The sequence below is a fragment of the Chryseobacterium luteum genome (genome assembly GCF_000737785.1).
GTDB lineage: Bacteria > Bacteroidota > Bacteroidia > Flavobacteriales > Weeksellaceae > Chryseobacterium > Chryseobacterium luteum.
In genome coordinates this window covers 22931-40777 of sequence record NZ_JPRO01000002.1, presented here as the reverse complement: position 1 = coordinate 40777, position 17847 = coordinate 22931, and the positions used below count along the sequence as shown (strand labels likewise).

19 protein-coding genes are annotated in these 17847 nt (G+C 36.7%); 15 read left to right on the top strand and 4 right to left on the bottom strand.

Annotation, left to right across the window (positions count from 1 at the left end; all coding sequences use genetic code 11):
* Nucleotides 1–21 precede the first annotated feature (21 nt).
* The 13 genes from IX38_RS21855 to IX38_RS03650 all read left to right on the top strand — a co-directional run bounded on the left by IX38_RS21855 (nt 22) and on the right by IX38_RS03650 (nt 12056).
* Nucleotides 22–984 carry a redoxin domain-containing protein gene (locus IX38_RS21855; protein ID WP_051884458.1) on the top strand — a complete coding sequence of 321 codons (963 nt, stop codon included), beginning with the start codon at nt 22–24 and terminating at the stop codon, nt 982–984.
* Nucleotide 985: 1 nt separating this feature from the next.
* Nucleotides 986–1435 carry a YHS domain-containing (seleno)protein gene (locus IX38_RS03705; RefSeq protein ID WP_034701878.1) on the top strand — a complete coding sequence of 150 codons (450 nt, stop codon included), beginning with the start codon at nt 986–988 and terminating at the stop codon, nt 1433–1435.
* Between the two features lie 24 nt (nt 1436–1459).
* On the top strand, nt 1460–2374 hold the full coding sequence (locus IX38_RS03700) for a hypothetical protein (RefSeq protein ID WP_034701876.1): 915 nt from the start codon (nt 1460–1462) through the stop codon (nt 2372–2374).
* Nucleotides 2375–2419: 45 nt separating this feature from the next.
* Nucleotides 2420–2848 (top strand): DM13 domain-containing protein, encoded by a 429-nt coding sequence (locus IX38_RS03695; RefSeq protein WP_034701874.1) that lies wholly within the window; start codon nt 2420–2422, stop codon nt 2846–2848.
* Nucleotides 2849–2858: 10 nt separating this feature from the next.
* A complete protein-coding gene (locus IX38_RS03690) occupies nt 2859–3224 on the top strand; it encodes a DoxX family protein (RefSeq protein ID WP_034702482.1) in 366 nt (121 codons plus the stop codon).
* The gene (locus IX38_RS03685; protein ID WP_051884457.1) at nt 3221–3730 is read left to right on the top strand and encodes a hypothetical protein; all 510 of its coding nucleotides are present in this window, start codon (nt 3221–3223) and stop codon (nt 3728–3730) included. The genes IX38_RS03690 and IX38_RS03685 overlap by 4 nt, the downstream gene beginning before the upstream one ends.
* On the top strand, nt 3731–4441 hold the full coding sequence (locus IX38_RS03680) for an NRDE family protein (RefSeq protein WP_051884453.1): 711 nt from the start codon (nt 3731–3733) through the stop codon (nt 4439–4441).
* The gene (locus IX38_RS03675) at nt 4416–5468 is read left to right on the top strand and encodes an ATP-grasp domain-containing protein (protein ID WP_034701872.1); all 1053 of its coding nucleotides are present in this window, start codon (nt 4416–4418) and stop codon (nt 5466–5468) included. Before IX38_RS03680 ends, IX38_RS03675 begins: the two co-directional genes overlap by 26 nt.
* A gap of 51 nt (nt 5469–5519) precedes the next feature.
* Entirely contained in the window at nt 5520–7595 is a 2076-nt protein-coding gene (locus tag IX38_RS03670) for a protein-disulfide reductase DsbD family protein (protein ID WP_051884448.1), read from the top strand.
* Between the two features lie 371 nt (nt 7596–7966).
* The gene (locus IX38_RS03665) at nt 7967–9616 is read left to right on the top strand and encodes a T9SS type A sorting domain-containing protein (protein ID WP_051884447.1); all 1650 of its coding nucleotides are present in this window, start codon (nt 7967–7969) and stop codon (nt 9614–9616) included.
* A 196-nt stretch (nt 9617–9812) separates the two neighbouring features.
* Nucleotides 9813–10337: a biopolymer transporter ExbD gene (locus tag IX38_RS03660; protein WP_034701870.1), complete on the top strand. Its 525-nt coding sequence runs from the start codon at nt 9813–9815 to the stop codon at nt 10335–10337.
* Between the two features lie 62 nt (nt 10338–10399).
* Complete coding sequence (locus IX38_RS03655; protein WP_034701868.1) at nt 10400–11182, top strand: alpha/beta fold hydrolase; 783 nt, start codon at nt 10400–10402, stop codon at nt 11180–11182.
* 73 nt (nt 11183–11255) lie between these two features.
* Nucleotides 11256–12056, top strand: coding sequence for a patatin-like phospholipase family protein (locus IX38_RS03650; protein WP_034701866.1), 801 nt, complete (start codon nt 11256–11258; stop codon nt 12054–12056).
* On the opposite strand, the gene IX38_RS03645 is transcribed toward IX38_RS03650, so the two are convergent.
* Both IX38_RS03645 and IX38_RS03640 read right to left on the bottom strand, forming a co-directional pair.
* Nucleotides 12046–13356, bottom strand: a complete 1311-nt coding sequence (locus IX38_RS03645) for a WG repeat-containing protein (protein WP_034701864.1) — start codon at nt 13354–13356, stop codon at nt 12046–12048. The genes IX38_RS03650 and IX38_RS03645 overlap by 11 nt on opposite strands.
* A gap of 19 nt (nt 13357–13375) precedes the next feature.
* Nucleotides 13376–14380, bottom strand: coding sequence for a DHH family phosphoesterase (locus IX38_RS03640; protein ID WP_034701862.1), 1005 nt, complete (start codon nt 14378–14380; stop codon nt 13376–13378).
* Between the two features lie 235 nt (nt 14381–14615).
* Here IX38_RS03640 and rpmH point away from each other — a divergent pair, with 235 nt between their 5' ends.
* The gene (gene rpmH, locus IX38_RS03635) at nt 14616–14774 is read left to right on the top strand and encodes a 50S ribosomal protein L34 (protein ID WP_034701860.1); all 159 of its coding nucleotides are present in this window, start codon (nt 14616–14618) and stop codon (nt 14772–14774) included.
* 154 nt (nt 14775–14928) lie between these two features.
* Entirely contained in the window at nt 14929–15639 is a 711-nt protein-coding gene (locus IX38_RS03630) for a cell division ATP-binding protein FtsE (protein ID WP_034701858.1), read from the top strand.
* A gap of 57 nt (nt 15640–15696) precedes the next feature.
* Here IX38_RS03630 and IX38_RS03625 read toward each other — a convergent pair whose 3' ends face one another.
* Entirely contained in the window at nt 15697–16392 is a 696-nt protein-coding gene (locus IX38_RS03625; RefSeq protein WP_034701856.1) for a tRNA1(Val) (adenine(37)-N6)-methyltransferase, read from the bottom strand.
* On the bottom strand, nt 16392–17846 hold the full coding sequence (locus tag IX38_RS03620) for a sensor histidine kinase (protein WP_034701854.1): 1455 nt from the start codon (nt 17844–17846) through the stop codon (nt 16392–16394). The genes IX38_RS03625 and IX38_RS03620 overlap by 1 nt, the downstream gene beginning before the upstream one ends.
* Nucleotide 17847 lies beyond the last annotated feature (1 nt).

Genomic DNA, 17847 nt, shown 5'->3' with positions numbered 1-17847 from the left:
TCATAGTAAATACTTTATCTTATGTTCACAAAAACAATTTATACACTCTTCTTTTTAATTGCAATTTCGTTCAATGCGCAAAGCAAAACCGGAATTAATTTTCAAACTAAAAATTTAGAAGAAGCCAAAAAACTAGCACAACAGGAAAACAAGCTCATCTTCATTGATTTGCACACGACTTGGTGCGGTCCGTGTAAACTGATGAAAAAGAATACGTTCCCGAATCCTGAACTGGGGGAACTTTTCAATAAAAATTTCATCAGCCTTTATATTGATGCTGAAAAAGAGGGAACAGAACTTGCCAAAAAATTCAAAATCGTTAATTATCCTTCCTTTCTTTTTTTAGACCAAAACGGCGAACTGGTGCAGTATGAATATGGATATTACAACGCTGCACAATTTTTAAATGTCGGACAGTCGGTTTTAGAAAAAAGAAAATTGAACAAAAAAACCAAAACGCTGGAAGAAGTAAAAGGCAAAATGGTGGGCGAAACCATTCCTGATTTTACTGCGAAAGACCAATTTGAAAAAACATTTTCGCTGTTTCAGGAAAAAAAGAAAACGGTGTTGGTTTTTATTCGTGGGCAATGGTGTCCGTACTGTAATAAATACATCGAAAGCCTCCAACATCTTGCTCCGGAATTACAATCGAAAAACACAAGATTGGTCATCATTTCTCCCGAAAAACCTGAGTTTATAGAAAAAACCATCAGCAAAACCAAAACTGCCTATTCTGTTTTGTATGATGAAAACTACAGAATTGCAGAACTTTTTGATGTTCTGTACACACCAGAGAAAAAAACGCTTGATTTCTACGAAAAACATTTGGGAGACGATTTCAGAAAAAGCCGTTCCGATGAGTCTGGAAGACTGCCCGTTTCTGCCACCTACATTTTAGACGAAAATCAAAAAATAATCTGGAGACATTTCAATCCCGACTATAAAGAAAGAGCTTCTTTGGAAGATATTTTAAAACAACTTTAATATGAAAAATATAATAATCATCCTGACTTTTTGGGTTTCGTTTTTTGCATCTGCTCAAAAAAAAGAGCACCGAAATTTAGAAAACAAACTGGCAATTCAGGGCTATGATCCTGTTTCTTACATCGAACAGAAAAAAGCGGTAAAAGGTAAAAAGGAATTGGCAGTTAATGTAAACGGAGCTATTTATTACACTTCTTCGGAAAAAAATAAAGAACTCCTGAAAAAAGATCCCGCCAAATACGAACCTGTTTATGGAGGTTGGTGTGCTTTTGCACTTGGAGATTACGGAGAAAAAGTGGAAATCAATCCTACAACTTTTAAAATAATCGGTGGAAAAACTCATTTGTTCTACAATAAATTTTTCAACAATACCCTCTCTTCCTGGAATAAGAACGAGGAAAAACTGAAAAAAAGCGCAGACCAAAACTGGAAAAAACTGACAGAAAAATAAACAATTTATCCTAAAAAAATCACTATGAAAACATTTAAATTTTTGTTGGGAACAGCAATTTTACTTCTTCTGCAAAGCAATTACATCTTTGCACAAGGATGCAGTGATGCTGGTTTTTGTACAGTTAACAGCTTTCAGCCAAATAGTAACGACAGCATCAAATCTTACCACAATCAGATTAAAACCGGGATTTTCTTTGGTAAAGCAGACAACTCAATTTCTGTTTTTGGAAATTACGTAGAATACAACAGACAACTCGGAGATAAATTGGGCATTGATGCAAAATTGACCACTTTGGCACAAAACGGAAATGATATTTCCTCTTTCGGACTTTCCGATCTTTTTCTGAATGCCAATTATAAAGCCGGTAACAGTTTGAAGTTTACTTTGGGTGCAAAAATTCCTTTGTCAGATGCAGGAAACTCCAATAACAATTTACCGTTACCAATGGATTATCAGTCCAGTCTGGGAACTTTTGATTTGATTCTGGGAGTTGGATATGAATTTAAGAAAATACAGTTGGTTGCCGCTCTTCAACAGCCGTTAACACAGAATGACAATCAGTTTCTGGTTTCACAATATCCTGCAAGTTCGGAGTTGAGAGGATTTTTATCCACCAATAAATTCCAAAGAAGCGGCGATGTTTTGCTGAGAGTTTCTTATCCTCTAATGATTAATTCAAAAATAAGACTTACCCCAAGCATTTTGCCGATTTATCACCTGAAAAACGACCGATTTACTAACCAAAACAATGTAGAACAAGAGATTAAAAACTCAGAAGGACTTACACTGAACGGAAATGTTTATCTGGACTACGAAATCAACCAAAGAAATGGCATTCAGCTTAATATGGGTGTTCCTTTTCTTGTGAGAAAATCCAGACCTGATGGATTGACGAGAAGCTTCATCGCTAATGTAGAATACAGGATAAAATTTTAATTCCCTCAATCAGAAAATTTATCACAAATAAAAACATCAGAAATTATGAAAACAATGATCATTACCTTCATTACAGCCCTTCTTTTGGTTTCCTGCATCCGAGAAAATACCGCAACAGAAGATTTAATGGAAATGGCTCCGGAAAATGCTACGTTAAAATATTCCGGAAACTTTATGCAGGGACCTTATGGAAATAACGTCAACGGAAAAGCTGAAATTTATCAAAAAGACGGAGCTTATACTTTGGTTTTTAATGATGGTTTCACGATTAGCAATGGTCCGGATTTGTATGTTTATGTCAGCAAAGAAGAGCAACCTTCACAATTTGTTTCGTTAGGAAAACTGAAATCTGTAAACGGCGGACAAGCCTATACTTTCACAAGCCCGGTAAACTTTGATGAGTACAAATACGCAGTTGTTCATTGCCAACAGTACAATCATTTATTTTCTTACGCCTTACTTGAAAAATTATAATTATACAAATATGAAAAACTTTATCAATTGGGCATTAAGAATACTTCCCGCTATCATTTTGCTGCAAACTTTATTCTTCAAATTTACTGCTCATCCGGATTCTGTCGCTATTTTTTCTAAGCTTCATGCAGAACCTTTTGGACGGATCTTTTCAGGTATTTTGGAACTCATCACGGCAGTTTTAATTCTGAATCCGAAAACTACTTTTTGGGGAGCCATGTTAGGATTTTTTACGATGATTGGAGCTATAACTTCACACATTTTCATTCTAGGAATTGAAACCAATAACGATGGTGGAAAATTATTTTATCTTGCTCTTACCGTTCTTGTTTTCTGTGTGATTCTTTTATTTAAATTTAAAAAAAGTAAAGTATGAATAAGGACGAATCGGTTTATGCCATCTTACACGAGATTCTTACCGAGCAACAGAATTTACTTAGAAAAGTTTCAGCAAAAATGTACACCCACAATATTCCTTCACTGGACGGTTCTACTATTGGTGGTCATACGAGACATATTATTGAGTTTTTGGAAATTTTACTGAACACTTATGATACTAATCAAATTAATTATGACGAAAGACAAAGAAATCTGGAATTAGAAAAAAATCCTGAAAAAGCGATACAGGCTATTTCCGAAATACTTGCCAACATCAACTTGCCAAACAAAAATTTGATGATGCATCAGACCGTGGGAAATGTTTCTTTGGAAATCCCCACCAATTTCTTTCGGGAACTTTTGTACAACATCGAGCATTGCATTCATCATCAGGCATTGATAAAAGTGGCTTTTAATGAGATTAAAATGAGTCATTTACTCAACAAAAATTTCGGAGTTGCACCTTCGACTATTCAATACAGAGAAACTCAAAACCTAAACTAAATGTGTACTGTAACGTATTTTCCGCTTAAAAACAAAATCATTCTGACTTCTAACCGAGACGAAAAACCCAATCGCTCTGCACAGGAAATTCACAGTGAAAATCACATCTTTTATCCGAAAGATGCCACAAAAAAAGGAACCTGGTTTGCGGTTTCAGAAAATGGGAATGCTCTGATTTTATTAAACGGAGCTTTCGAAAATCATCAAAGAAAAGCAGAATACCGAAAAAGCCGAGGAATCATTGTTTTAGATTTAATGGAGAAAGAAAACATCTCCAACGCATTACAACTAATTGATTTACAAAATATTGAACCTTTTACTTTGGTTATTTTTCAGGGAAATCAATTGGCAGAATTTCGTTGGGATGGTTCGGAAAAACATTTTAAAATATTAGATATAAATCGTCCATACATTTGGTCTTCCGCTACTTTGTATGATAAAATTGCAACAGAAAAAAGGAAACAAATTTTTAAAGAATTTCTGAAAAAGAAGACGATTTCTGAAGAAACGATCTGGGATTTCCACCATCAGAAAACCGATGATCTGGAGAACGGAATTACTATAAAAAGACAAAACACGATACAAACCATCAGTACAACACAGCTCGTTATTTCTGATAAAATCACCTTAAAACATCACAACCTACTTAATCCATTTTCAAAACCTGAAAAAATTTCCCTTAAAAATGAAACTCAAACATCGCCTTCATAAACTTGCACATTGGGAATACTGGTCAACTTTTTCCATTTATTTGCCACTTTTTCCGGTTTGGCTCTACTGTGCCTGGAAAGCAAAAACGCTCTTGTTTTTCCATGGTGCAAATCCTTCCATAAAATATGGAGGAATGGCAATGGAAAGCAAAAAAGAAATCTATGATTTGATTCCCGAAAACTGGATTCCGAAAACCATTTTTGCTTCCTCAGAAACTTCATTTCAGGAAATTTTATCTGAATTAACATCACAAACTATCAACTTCCCTGTTATTGTAAAACCAAACATTGGATTGAAAGGTTTAGGCGTTGTTCAGCTCGAAGATTTAAATGAATTAGAACGGTATCAAAACAATAATGATTGTGATTTTTTAATTCAGGAAAAAATAAATTACCGGAATGAAGTTGGCATTTTTTACCATCGTTTTCCAGACGAGAAAAAAGGAAAAATTACCGGAATGGTGAAAAAGGAATTTCTTTCTGTAAAAGGAAACGGCAAAAAAAACTTGAGAGAACTGGTAATGGAAAATCCGAGAAGTGCTTTTCAAATCAAAGCTATAGAACAAAAAATGGGAAATGAAATAAAAAAAATAGTTCCTGAAAACGAGGAAATTATTTTAATTCCGTTTGGAAGCCATACCAGAGGAGCTAAATTTACAGACATTTCAACTGATGTTACAGAAAAATTAGAGCAAAAAATAAATGAAATCTGCACCAAAGTGAATGGCTTTTATTTCGGAAGGCTGGATGTGATGTTTGAAAATTCAGAGCTTTTACAAAAGGGCAAAAATTTCAAAATCATAGAGATAAATGGTGCTAAAAGTGAACCCACTCATATGTACGACCCAAAGCATTCCTTATTTTTCGCATGGAAAGAAATCTCCAAACACTGGAAAATAATGGCGGAAATCAGCAGGAAAAATCACGAAACAGGTTTTCCTTATTTGGAAATAAAAGAGGGATTTTTAGCTTTAAAAAATAATCTGGCTATAGAAAAAAAGCTGAGGAAGATTTCTTCGGTTGATTAATCTGCAAAAAACAATTACTTTTGTATAATAGTATTTACATAAAATAAAAATATGAGATTTTCTTCGATTTATAAAATTTCGTTTCTCCTTTTCTTTTTTATTACTCTCGGATTTTCGGCACAGATCAAGAACCCTGTAAAGTTTAAGTTCACTGTTAACGACTTAGGGAACAATCAATACGAAGCGGTTTTGAATGCTACCATGGAAAGCGGCTGGCATATTTATTCCAAAGATCTTCCTGAGGATACGGGAATTCCTACCGAATATAAAGTTTCAGGGAAAAACATCGAACTGATCGGAAAGTTCACCGAAACCGGTAAGAAACACGAGGAATTTTCAGAAGCTTTTGGAGGAACCATTGTTTTTTATTCCAATTCAGCCGGTTTCAAACAGAAATTTAAATTAAAAGATCCTGCGAAACCTGCAGACGTTACTTCTGAAATTACTTATCAGACCTGTGACGACAGGGTTTGCCTGGCTCCGAATACTTTAGAATTCAATCAGAAAGTAACCCCGAAAGGATCCACAGAGGAAACGGCGGAAGAAAAACCTGAAACTACAAAAGATTCGGTGAAAACGCCAGCAACTGTTACAGCAACTCCTGAAAAAGGAAAAGCAGTGGCTGCAGAAACTTCAGAACTGGATCCAAAGCAGCTAAAAATAGCAACCATTGATTTCCAGAAACCTTTAACCGATTGCGGAACTGCCGTGGAGCAGGTTGGCGAAAATTACTGGACTTATTTATTCTTAGGATTTGTGGGGGGACTGATCGCTTTGCTGACACCTTGTGTTTTCCCAATGATCCCATTAACAGTTTCTTTCTTCACGAAAGGGAATAAAAATAAGGCAAAAGGCAAAAGAGACGCCCTGATCTATGGATTTTTCATCCTTCTGATCTTTGTTCTTTTAAGTCTTCCTTTCCATTTGATTGATGGAATTGCCGGGAATATTTTCAATGAAATTTCTACAAGCATATGGCTGAATATTGCCTTCTTTATTATATTCATCTTCTTCGCAGGAAGTTTCTTCGGATACTATGATATTACACTGCCGAGTTCTATTGCCAACAAGTCTTCAAAAGCAGAAGAAGCCGGAGGAATCATCGGGATTTTCTTCATGGCACTTACCTTGGTTATCGTTTCTTTCTCGTGTACCGGCCCTATCCTGGGAAGCTTACTGGGAAGTGCAGTGACAGGATCTACGAATGTTCCTATGCTCCTTACCTTTGCTCTGGCAGGATTCGGACTGGCATGGGCCATCGTTTTTGGATTGCTTGCTTTATTCCCGCAGGCTTTGCAGAGTCTTCCAAAATCCGGAGGCTGGATGAATACAGTAAAAGTGGTTCTTGGTTTCGTAGAATTGGCTTTAGCTTTAAAATTCTTATCCAAGGCAGATTTGGTTTCTAAAACATTCTTATTAAAAAGAGAGCTTTTCATCGCTATCTGGATCATAATTGCATTGGGACTGGCCCTTTATTTATTCGGAATCATCAGGTTTCCGCATGACGATAAAAAACCGAAAATCTCGATTACAAGGAAGATATTGGGAGCTTTAGGAATAGGTTTCGTGATCTATCTGATCCAGGGATTAATTCCTGCCGAGCGTCCAAAGCTACAGCTGTTAAGCGGAATCCTGCCTCCTTTGAATGTAAGCTATCTTCATGATGAAAAAGACGGAATCCTGGGCATGCATCCTGAACATGATTTCTTTAAAGCTGTTGAACTGGCTAAAAAGGAGAACAAACCTATTCTGATCGACTTTACCGGGTATGGCTGTGAAAACTGCCGAAAAATGGAGGAATTCGTATGGAGCGAGCCGGATATTTTACCTATCCTTCAAAATGATGTTGTTCTTGCTTCTTTATATGTAGATGATAAGGAAGAGCTTCCTGAAGATCAGAAAACAAAGATCGATCTTGGAGACGGGCAGATCAAGAAAGTAAAAACGATCGGTGACCGGTGGAGCTTATTCCAGCAGGTGAATTTCAACAACAATTCCCAGCCACACTATGTTCTGATAACACCGGACGGAAAAGTAATCAATACTCCGGTATCCGGATATATGCCGAAAGAAGATTTTAAGAAATTCTTAGAATGCGGTGTTAACTATTATAAGACAACGAAGTAAGATTATTCTCAATATAATAAAGCCTTATCAATTCATTTTGGTAAGGCTTTTTTGTACACTTATCAGAAGAATATCTACACTTACTAATTGACAGGATAACAATTGTATTTTTTTTATTAAAGGCTTCTATAAATATTAGTCAATTCATAAACGGCGCCTACATTATCCAGGTAGAAAACCAGGGAAAGATTATTCTATCTGAGAAACTGCTCATAAACAGATAGCAATCATCCTCTTAAAAATTCATAAAGCCTTATCAGTTCATTTTGTAAGGCTTTTTTTACACTTAGAATAGGATGACACTAATTAATTTTATTGAATGGAAGAAAATATTTATTCGTAGATTCGACAAAAATTTCAAATAAACACAAATGAAAAAATTATTTTACATTCTTGCAGCCTTAAGCTGCTTAACACTCTATGCCCAAGCCCCAAATATTCAGTGGCAAAAAACTTTAGGCGGAGCAGATTCTGAATCTGCGGAATCTATTTTACAGACATCAGATGGCGGATTTATCACAGTAGGAAATACAAACCCTTATAACAGCTCAAATATCCTTGCTATAAAGTTAGATTCGTCCGGAAATACACAATGGCAAAAATCATTAGGGGGAAGTAATGATGACACTGTAAACTCTGTATTACAGTTTTCAGACGGATATATTATTTCCGGAAATTCAAATTCTAATAATGGGGATGTTACAGGAAATCATGGTGGACTTGATTATTGGATCATAAAGCTCGATCTTTCAGGAAATATTCAATGGCAAAAAACTTTAGGCGGAACTTCTCACGAAATCATATTTTCCATTAACAAAACATCTGACAATGGATATATAATTTCTGGCGCTTCATCATCATACAATGGGGATGTTACAGAAAATTATGGAGATTATGATATTTGGATTGTAAAGTTAAATTCTTCCGGCAATATCCAATGGCAAAAAACTTTAGGAGGAATTAATGACGATTTCCCACAACAAATAAAGCAAACCTCTAATGGAGAGTATATCGTTGTTGGAAGCTCCTACTCAAACGTAGGAAATCATGGAGATAGTGATATTTGGGTTGTAAAATTAAATAGTACAGGAAATATTCAGTGGCAAAAATCATTAGGAGGAAGCGGAAAAGATGTACCGGATAATTTTCTGCAAACTTCTGATGGCGGATATATCATTGCAGGAACGTCAGAATCTAACGATGGTGATGTTATCGGAAATCATGGAGGAAAAGACACCTGGATTGTAAAGCTGGACGCGCTTGGTAGTATTCAATGGAATAAATCATTAGGAGGAAGCGGAGAAGAACCGGGATCACCTCTAATTCTTCAGGCAAATGATGGCGGTTATACTATACTAACTACTACTACTTCAAATGATGGAGATATTGTTGGAAGCACTCCTTCAACTACATTGATGGTTAAACTAAATAATACAGGGAATATTCAATGGAAAAACAGTTTCAATAATCTTGGATCTAATAATATAGGAGAATTCCCTGCATCACTTACACAAACATCTGATAATGGTTACATTATAAGCATAAATATGGAAGATACAGTCACTCACATTTATAATATTTTAGTTATGAAACTGGATGCAACAGGAAACATTGTGTGGGAAAAACCAATTCATGAAAATATGATTACCTCTGTTAAATCCCTTGAAAAAACTACAGATGGTGGATTTGTTCTTGCCGGATATTCAAGTGGTTATACATATGCAGATTTTTTGATCGTAAAGTTGGGTTACCCCGGAACATTAGGACTATCAGAGGTAACTAAGAGCAATCAGATTTTGGTGTATCCCAATCCCGCAAAAGACGTTGTTTACCTTGATTATCTTCCTACGGGGTCGACAATCAGCATCACCGATATGTCCGGAAAAAAATTATTCTCGGAAAAGTATAATGGTATAAAGGCTTCTATAAATATTTGTCAATTCATAAACGGAACCTACATTATCCAGGCAGAAAACCATGGAAAGATTATTCTATCTGAGAAACTGCTCATAAACAGATAGCAATCATCCTCTTAAAAATTCATAAAGCCTTACGAATATAAAACTTCCTAAGGCTTTTCTATGTCAAACATTCTATAAATTTAAAATTTTATTATCATTTATCAATTTTAGGTATAAACTTTGTATAGATTCCTCCAAATAAGTATCAACACTTTACTTTTCATCAAAAACCGTTTAACATTTAAAAATATTAATTATGGCTGAAGTAATTGCACAAGACAAACAGGGAGGCAAGCAAAAGAAAAAACTAATCCGGGTAGACATGACTCCAATGGTGGATCTGGGATTTTTACTGATCACATTTTTCATGTTTACCACCAATTTCACAAAACCCAATGTGATGGATCTGGGACTTCCGGCAAAAGATCCTAACCCAAATCCAATAGACAGGCCTGTTATCGGAGATAAAAACCAGGTTACCTTTATTCTCGGAAAAGACAACAGGGTATTTTACCATCAAAGTAATGAGACAGATTTAAATTCAGGAAACCTGAAAGAAACTGATTTCAGCGGCGTGAAAATCTCGAAGATTATTTCTGAAGCCTACAAAAACGCTCCGAAACCTGAGAACTTCACAGTCATTGTAAAACCAACCGATGAAGCCAATTATAAAAACTTTGTGGACATTCTGGACAATATCGCAATTTCTAAAAAAGAAAAATACGGTATCACCGATATAAAACCCTGGGAAAAGAAAGTTTATACTGAATTAATCAAGTAATACCAAAAGAGCATTTTTGAAATGCTCTTTTTTTATTTAAATTTGAAGAAACAACTGAGATTATGCTGAATTTTGAAAGAAAAGGAAACGGAAAAGAAACTTTGGTACTGCTTCACGGCTTTATGGAAAACCTTTCCATCTGGAGCGATATGGAACCCCATCTTTCCGATCAGTTTTCACTGTTGAAAATTGATCTCCCAGGCCATGGACAATCTGATATCTTAGCAGAGGTTCACACCATGGAACTGATGGCTGATGAAGTAAAAAAAGTTCTGGATCACGAAAAACTGAATAAGGTTCATCTTTTGGGACATTCTATGGGAGGATATACTTCACTGGCTTTTGCTGAAAAGCACCCTGAATCTCTTAAAAGCCTGACTCTCTTCTTCTCTACTTATTTCCCCGACGACGAAGAGAAAAAACAGCAGCGAATCAAAAGCTACAGGATCATCAGGGATGCTTTTGCCCATTACGTCAAAGCTGGTATTCCGAATCTTTTCAATCCCAATGAAAGGGATATTCTGGAAGGAAAAATTGAAACCGCTCTTGCAACCGCCCTTTCTACCAACAATATGGGAGCTCTTGCCTGCGTAAAAGGCATGGTGGAAAGAACGGACAAAAAACATATTCTGGAAAATCTGGAAGCTAAAATTTTAATCCTGGCGGGAAAACATGACAATGCTGTAAAAACAGATACGATGATTAAACACCTTCCGGACAGAACCAATATAAAATCTTATATCCTGGACTGCGGACACAACGGACACTGGGAAAAACCGGGAATCTGTGCAGAAATTATCAATACGGAGCTTCTTCACAACCTGCCCAAAAAATTAGTGCTGTAAAATAACCAGGCAGCACAGCGTAGCCGGTGTATGTCAAAATTTCTTGTATCTTAGTAGGGATTAATTACTTTCAATGGGTTTATTCTCGTTCAAAAAAAAGAGACCACCGGTTATCGGCCTCACGCTTTCCGGTGGAGGCATGCGTGGAATTGCCCATATAGCAGTACTGAAAGCACTGGAAGAATACAATCTGAAACCGCACATCATTTCAGGGACCAGTGCCGGCTCCATTGTAGGGGCATTTTATTCTTTCGGAAAATCACCGGATGAGATGATGGATATTGTAAAGCAAACCACATTCTTTTCCAGGTCTTATCTGAAACTTTCCAAAAACGGTATTTTCAGCTCAAATTTCATCTTAAAGCTTTTTAATGATCACTTTCCCGAGAATGATTTTAAGATCTTAAAAATCCCTGTTTACGTCACCGCCACAGAAATGACCCACGGAATTGTGGATTTCTTTTCGGAAGGCGAGCTTTTCGGGCCGCTTCTGGCTTCATCAAGTGTTCCGTTCATTTTACCTCCTGTGAGAATGGGTGAAAAAATATATGTTGACGGAGGTGTTCTGGATAACCTTCCCATAGAGCCGATCATTGATAAATGTGATTTTCTGATTGCTTCCCACGTCAATTCAATAAGCTATGATGAATTAAATAATATGAGCCTGATGAAGGAATTTGACAGGATTCTGCATTTAGCGATTGCCAAGTCGGTTTATTCTAAAGCCAAATCCTGTGATATTTTTTTAGACCCTCCTAAAATGACGAAATTCAGCTTATTCAGCAAGAAAAATCTTGATGTCATGTTTCAGGAAGTATACGAGTACACCTGTCAGGCATTGGAGGAGAAGGGATACTCCAAAGTCAGTCTTTAACCACCCCACGCTCCCGGAAATTCATAAGCAGATTGCCGAAATCCCCTATTTTTTCCGATACTCCGTAAAAATTAGGTGTATATTTAGGAATGCTTATTCCATCTTTATAAATCCTCACAAAAATATCGGTTCCGTCAACTTTGGTTCTGTTTCCGCTCTCTCCCAAACCTATATAATCGCACCAGCAAAAGAGCTCATACAGTTTCATCCAGGCCTTAGGATCGGTCTTTTTTTCTACCATCTTACCTTTACTTTCTGAATCTTTAAAAGTCACGGTGTTTTTATCTATTGTAAGTTCCGACCAATACCCGAAAGGAGAGACTTCCCGAATTGAGATTTTATCAAACTTCTGCTCCGGATCATAGGAATAATATGCAGACATCGTCTGGTTGGAATTGATGTAATAAACATCATTTCCGATAAAACCAAGATTGACGTTTTCAGAAACATGGTCAAATAAAAAATCCTTTAATACTCCGTTTCTATACAGGATGCTGAATTTTCCATTTTTCTTTACGGCACCAATAACATCACCGGAATAGTTTGAAAGTACAGAAACTTCATGCTTTGATTTTAAAATCAAGTTCCCGTTCCAGTCAAAATAAAACCAGTTTTTTCTTTTTTTGAAGCCTAAAAATTGTTGATGAACCTGATTATTCTGTTCTTTATTAAAAGGAAGAGCCTCATCATAATCATACGGAATTACAGTATGGGCCGTATTATTTTCCAAGCCGTATTTCTTATCTATTCTTGCCAAAACAAAATTTTCGGAAAGTGATATAATGCTATCGTACATGGGAGGACAGATCTCTTTATTAAAACGATCTGTTACCGTAAAACCATACTTCCCGGATTCTTCAGACTTATAGGCTTCAAGAAATTTTGATTTGGAATATTCACGTTCACTGGCAGGAACATATTCTTTATTCTGAGCACCGTAAAAATATTGAAAATCTCTAAAAACAAGCATATTCCGAGAATAATGCGGTCTGTTCGATTCATCAGGCAAATTTTTATCAATCAAAAAAACACCTTCCCTGTCTACCAGGTTATATTGATCGTTAAATTTTACAATAGCAATATTATGAAAGAAAGGATAAGCTTCCTGAAATTTTTTATCAAGAACTTTCCTGCCATTGAGAATATTGGTAAAAACAAAACTACCGTCTTTGAAAACAGGTTTGATACTGTCTTCCACAGCAGACTGAGACTGAAGAATATTCAGATTAAAAGGATAACAATCCTGTGCAGATAAGATGTCAGAAAAAAGGATAATAAAAAATACAATACTTCTTTTCATACATCCAAATATCTGAACATTATAAAGTTTCTCCGGTCAATCTGGATTTGAATGTTTCTATGGTATCCTGTAAAGATTCATTTGACTTTCCACCCGCTGCATTGATATGCCCTCCGCCGCTGAAATATTTTCTGGAAAACTGGTTCACATCCACATCATCCTTACTTCTGAAAGAAATTTTAATAAAATCATCATACAGGTCTTCCATAAAGAAAGCCGCCATTTTTACCCCTGCAATGCTCAGCCCATAGTTTACAAAACCTTCTGTATCTCCTTTCTGGAAACCAAATTCTTTCAGCTCGTTTCTTGTAAGAGACAATACCGCTACCTTGCCGTCGTTTACCACTTCTATTCTACCCAGTACAAGAGCAAGAAGATGAAGACGGGAAACTGTATTGGTATCCCATGTATTTGAGGTTATAATGGAAGGATCGGCTCCTTTCTCTATCAGATTGGCAATAATCCTGTGCGTCGTTGCGCTTGTGGAACGGAAACGGAAACCGCCTGTATCCGTCATGATCCCGGTATAAAGACATTCTGCAATATCCTGATTCACCAGTTCCTCATCTTCCATTGCTTCAATGAAATGATAGATCATCTGTGAAGTGGCAGGAATCACCGTGTCAGAATACACAAAATCGAAATTTTCCGGCTGCTGGTGGTGGTCAATAAGAATTTTTTTAGCTTTGGATTTGCCCAGCCATTCACCTAACAATCCTATTCTTGAAGGAGAATTAAAATCAAGACAGAAGATAACATCCGCCCCACTGATCAGGTCGGATGCATACTTTCTCTTGTACTCCCCGATGATCACTTTTTTGGATTCCGGCATCCATTTCAGAAATTTCGGAAAATCATTAGGAACAACCACTTCTGCCGAAATTCCCTTTGCCCCCAGATAATGTTTTAATCCCAGGCTGGAGCCTATAGCGTCTCCGTCCGGATTATAGTGAGTAAGGATAACTATTTTGTTTTCAGGCGTAAGTAATGCATTGATATCTAAAAGTTCTGCTGGTGTAAACATCGTGTGTTTATTTTTCTTTAAATTTGAGTTTTCAAAGATAGAGCTTTTAAATAAATCATCTATATATTATTTCTTTACACAAAATTTCGTTTCCAGGCGCAGTTTGTCCATATAGAGATAAAAAGCATTTCAAATAATTTCTAAAAAAAGATGAGTAAAATTTGTAACTTTTAAAAATTTCTATATCTTTGCAACCTGAAAATTAATAGATTAATTACGATTTAAATATATAGTAATGAGTAAAAGAACATTCCAGCCATCAGAAAGAAAGAAAAGAAACAAACACGGTTTCAGAGAAAGAATGTCTACGCCAAACGGGAGAAGAGTTTTGGCAGCAAGAAGAGCTAAAGGCAGAAAGAGTTTAACTGTTAGTGCAGCCCGCGCTAAGAGATAATATCTCGGATATCATATACAGATCATGCTTGAAAAGAAGTTTTTCAGGCATTTTTTGTTGTTAAAATTTCCTAAAGTTTAGGGTTTTTAAGCTTCTTTTTTCTATTTTTAAGATCTGAAAAAATATTTTAGAAATAGCACCATAAAATTGAATTATGCCGCATACACATATCTCCGGAGATAATATTATAAGCTTACAGCACGCAAAAATTGCGCAAAAAAACTTCACTGTTCTTACTGACGTTAATCTTAACATCAAAAAAGGCAGATTCTGCTACCTTATCGGAAAGACAGGTTCAGGAAAAAGCTCGCTTCTGAAAACGCTTTACGGACACATTCCTTTAGCATCAGGACATGGAGCGGTGGTAGGCTTTGAACTTGCCAAACTGAAACCTTCAGACATTCCTAACCTGAGAAGAAAGCTAGGTATTGTATTCCAGGATTTTCAGCTGCTTTCTGACAGAACGGTTGAGAAAAATTTAAAATTCGTCCTTGAAGCAACAGGGTGGAATGATAAAATAAAAATAGAAGACCGCATCAACGAAGTGCTGGGAAGTGTCAACATGAAAAGCAAGAAGCATAAGATGCCGCATGAGCTTTCCGGAGGTGAGCAGCAGCGTATTGCTATTGCCAGGGCCTTACTTAACCACCCTGATCTCATCCTTGCCGATGAGCCTACAGGAAACCTTGATCCTGAAACATCCAACGAAATCATGACGCTTCTAAAGCAGGTAGCCCTTGAAAACGGAGCCGCTGTGGTAATGGCAACGCACGATTATCATATGATCCAGAATTTCCCGGGAGAAGCCATCAGGTGTGAAGACGGAAAAGTTTCCGTGCTGGATACGGCAGAATTATTTGAGTAAAATTGAAAGACTTAAGGATTAAAAATTTAGATAAGACTAACGTTCATCATCTATTTTCTATTTCTTAAAGACATGAAACTCCTTCGTGAGTTCAAGATATGGGTCCGAGTATTGTCTCGGACTTTTTTCTATCACAAAATCAAATTCCCCGACCGCTTCTTTTCTGAACGAAAATTCAAGAACTAATCTTTTCGTTTTTGAATTTTCAATTCCTTTAATATTGATCTTACGCTTTAAGAACAGACCATTTTCCGAGGCTTCTGCAACAAAATAATCCCCAGCTTCAGCAGGAATAATAACTGACAAAATACCCTGACCGGACAGCAGTTTTACAGAAGCAACAATGAGCTGCTGAAAATTGAGCTCTACCGTTTGACGTGCAATTTTATCCTTATCGGATCCGGATTCTTCAAAATACGGAGGATTTGAAACAATCAGATCAAATTTCTTTTCTGTTTCAAAGGTTTTAAGATCCTGATGGATATTTTTCAGTCTTGCATGAAAAGGTGAGTGTTCAAAATTGATTCTGGTGAGTAAGGCCGCCTCTTCATTGATATCCAGCCCAAGAAAAGATGCATGGATATTTCTTTGCGCAAGCATCAGTGAGATAAGCCCGGTTCCGGTCCCTATCTCCAATACTTCCGAAACATTCTCTGCATCAGCCAAAATACCCAGCAAAACACCGTCCGTTCCTACCCGGAAGACGTTTTTCGACTGCTGAATTTCAAAATATTTAAATTTAAAAGGCTTCACTATAAATTCGTAGGTAGTGTAATAGTAAAGGTAGAGCCCTTCCCTACTTCTGATTTCACCGTGATCTCCCCTTTGTAGTCTTCGATCATTTTTCTCACCATAGAAAGTCCAAGCCCCATCCCGCTGTTTTTAGAAGTAAAATTAGGTTCAAATATCCTTTCGTACATGTTTTCAGGAATCCCGATCCCGTTATCCTGTACGGAAATCATAACTCTTCTCTGGTGCTGTTCCACATCTACGTTGATGATCAGTTTACGCTCATCACTTTGGGCCTGTTTTGCATTGGTGACAAGATTGGTAATGATCCTGGAAAGATAAATCCTGTCCATATTGATCATAATATCCCCCTTATTGGAGTGTATAAAAATCCCTTCATCATTGAAAACACGAAGGATATCTTCAACTTCTGTATTCAGATTAATGACTTCGTTATTTTTTTCGGGAAGCTTCGCAAATTCTGAGAAAGCCGAAGCAACAGTAGCAATCAGGTCGATCTGATCCACCATGGTTTTGCTCATCTGCTTTACTTTTTCCCTGATGTTTGGGTCTTCGGGATCAAATTTTCTTTCAAAATTCTGAATCGTCAGTTTCATAGGTGTTAAAGGATTTTTCACCTCATGAGCCACCTGTTTTGCCATTTCTCTCCAGGCTTCTTCAGACGCTTTGAACCGCAGCCTTTCTTTCTGATCCTGGATTTGCAGGATCATTCTGTTGTAAGCTCTTGCCAGTGCATTAAGCTCATCGTTTTTATAGTATCTGATAGGCCGCATTTCATTTTCAAATAAGGTAATACGGGTGATCATATCAGAGAATTTAGTGATATTTTTTGCCAGGCTGTTAGACGTTACCCAGCTTATCCAGATGCTGAACAGAATCAGGAAAATATCGACCAGCAAGATGTATTTAATATATTGATGAAGAACATCCAGATAAGCAGATTCGTTATGGTACAAAGGAATATATACAATTCCTATAGGTTCAAGCTCATTGTTTTTTAAAAGGAGATACGAGGAAGTACGTCCTGCGTCTTTGGTCTTGTCATACCCTTTAATATCAACCCTGGAATCGGTAGCCAGAATTTTATTGACAATATTAAGGGGAATGGTTTTCTGATCAATAAGACTTTCATCTTTATTGGAAAGAAGGTAATTTCCTCTCAGATCATAGATTACAATATCATGCTGGTTGATATCTGCTATTTCAAAAATCTTATTTCCCAAAACCTGCGGCAGATCCTCCGTCTCAACAAGTGTGCGGCTCACTGCATAATCCAGGTATCTCATCACGGCATTGGTCTTCTCCTGCATATCAATATTACTCTGCTGCAGGGAATTGTTCCTTAAAACGAAATAGGGAACCAGCGATGTAGCGACAACACTTAACAAACATACGAGTAAGAACCCGAAAAACACGCGGTTCCTTAAGCTATATCCTCTGTATTTACTTACTGGCATC

What these genes read in the sequence shown, in the direction of transcription:
- IX38_RS03700 (WP_034701876.1), top strand. Translation starts at nt 1,460, where the DNA reads ATGAAAACATTTAAATTTTTGTTGGGAACAGCAATTTTACTTCTTCTG.
- IX38_RS03680 (WP_051884453.1), top strand. Translation starts at nt 3,731, where the DNA reads ATGTGTACTGTAACGTATTTTCCGCTTAAAAACAAAATCATTCTGACT.
- IX38_RS03670 (WP_051884448.1), top strand. Translation starts at nt 5,520, where the DNA reads ATGAGATTTTCTTCGATTTATAAAATTTCGTTTCTCCTTTTCTTTTTT.
- IX38_RS03640 (WP_034701862.1), bottom strand. Translation starts at nt 14,380, where the DNA reads ATGTTTACACCAGCAGAACTTTTAGATATCAATGCATTACTTACGCCT.
- IX38_RS03645 (WP_034701864.1), bottom strand. Translation starts at nt 13,356, where the DNA reads ATGAAAAGAAGTATTGTATTTTTTATTATCCTTTTTTCTGACATCTTA.
- IX38_RS03650 (WP_034701866.1), top strand. Translation starts at nt 11,256, where the DNA reads ATGGGTTTATTCTCGTTCAAAAAAAAGAGACCACCGGTTATCGGCCTC.
- IX38_RS03655 (WP_034701868.1), top strand. Translation starts at nt 10,400, where the DNA reads ATGCTGAATTTTGAAAGAAAAGGAAACGGAAAAGAAACTTTGGTACTG.
- IX38_RS03620 (WP_034701854.1), bottom strand. Translation starts at nt 17,846, where the DNA reads ATGCCAGTAAGTAAATACAGAGGATATAGCTTAAGGAACCGCGTGTTT.
- rpmH (WP_034701860.1), top strand. Translation starts at nt 14,616, where the DNA reads ATGAGTAAAAGAACATTCCAGCCATCAGAAAGAAAGAAAAGAAACAAA.
- IX38_RS03675 (WP_034701872.1), top strand. Translation starts at nt 4,416, where the DNA reads ATGAAACTCAAACATCGCCTTCATAAACTTGCACATTGGGAATACTGG.
- IX38_RS03665 (WP_051884447.1), top strand. Translation starts at nt 7,967, where the DNA reads ATGAAAAAATTATTTTACATTCTTGCAGCCTTAAGCTGCTTAACACTC.
- IX38_RS03660 (WP_034701870.1), top strand. Translation starts at nt 9,813, where the DNA reads ATGGCTGAAGTAATTGCACAAGACAAACAGGGAGGCAAGCAAAAGAAA.
- IX38_RS03630 (WP_034701858.1), top strand. Translation starts at nt 14,929, where the DNA reads ATGCCGCATACACATATCTCCGGAGATAATATTATAAGCTTACAGCAC.
- IX38_RS03685 (WP_051884457.1), top strand. Translation starts at nt 3,221, where the DNA reads ATGAATAAGGACGAATCGGTTTATGCCATCTTACACGAGATTCTTACC.
- IX38_RS03705 (WP_034701878.1), top strand. Translation starts at nt 986, where the DNA reads ATGAAAAATATAATAATCATCCTGACTTTTTGGGTTTCGTTTTTTGCA.
- IX38_RS03690 (WP_034702482.1), top strand. Translation starts at nt 2,859, where the DNA reads ATGAAAAACTTTATCAATTGGGCATTAAGAATACTTCCCGCTATCATT.
- IX38_RS21855 (WP_051884458.1), top strand. Translation starts at nt 22, where the DNA reads ATGTTCACAAAAACAATTTATACACTCTTCTTTTTAATTGCAATTTCG.
- IX38_RS03695 (WP_034701874.1), top strand. Translation starts at nt 2,420, where the DNA reads ATGAAAACAATGATCATTACCTTCATTACAGCCCTTCTTTTGGTTTCC.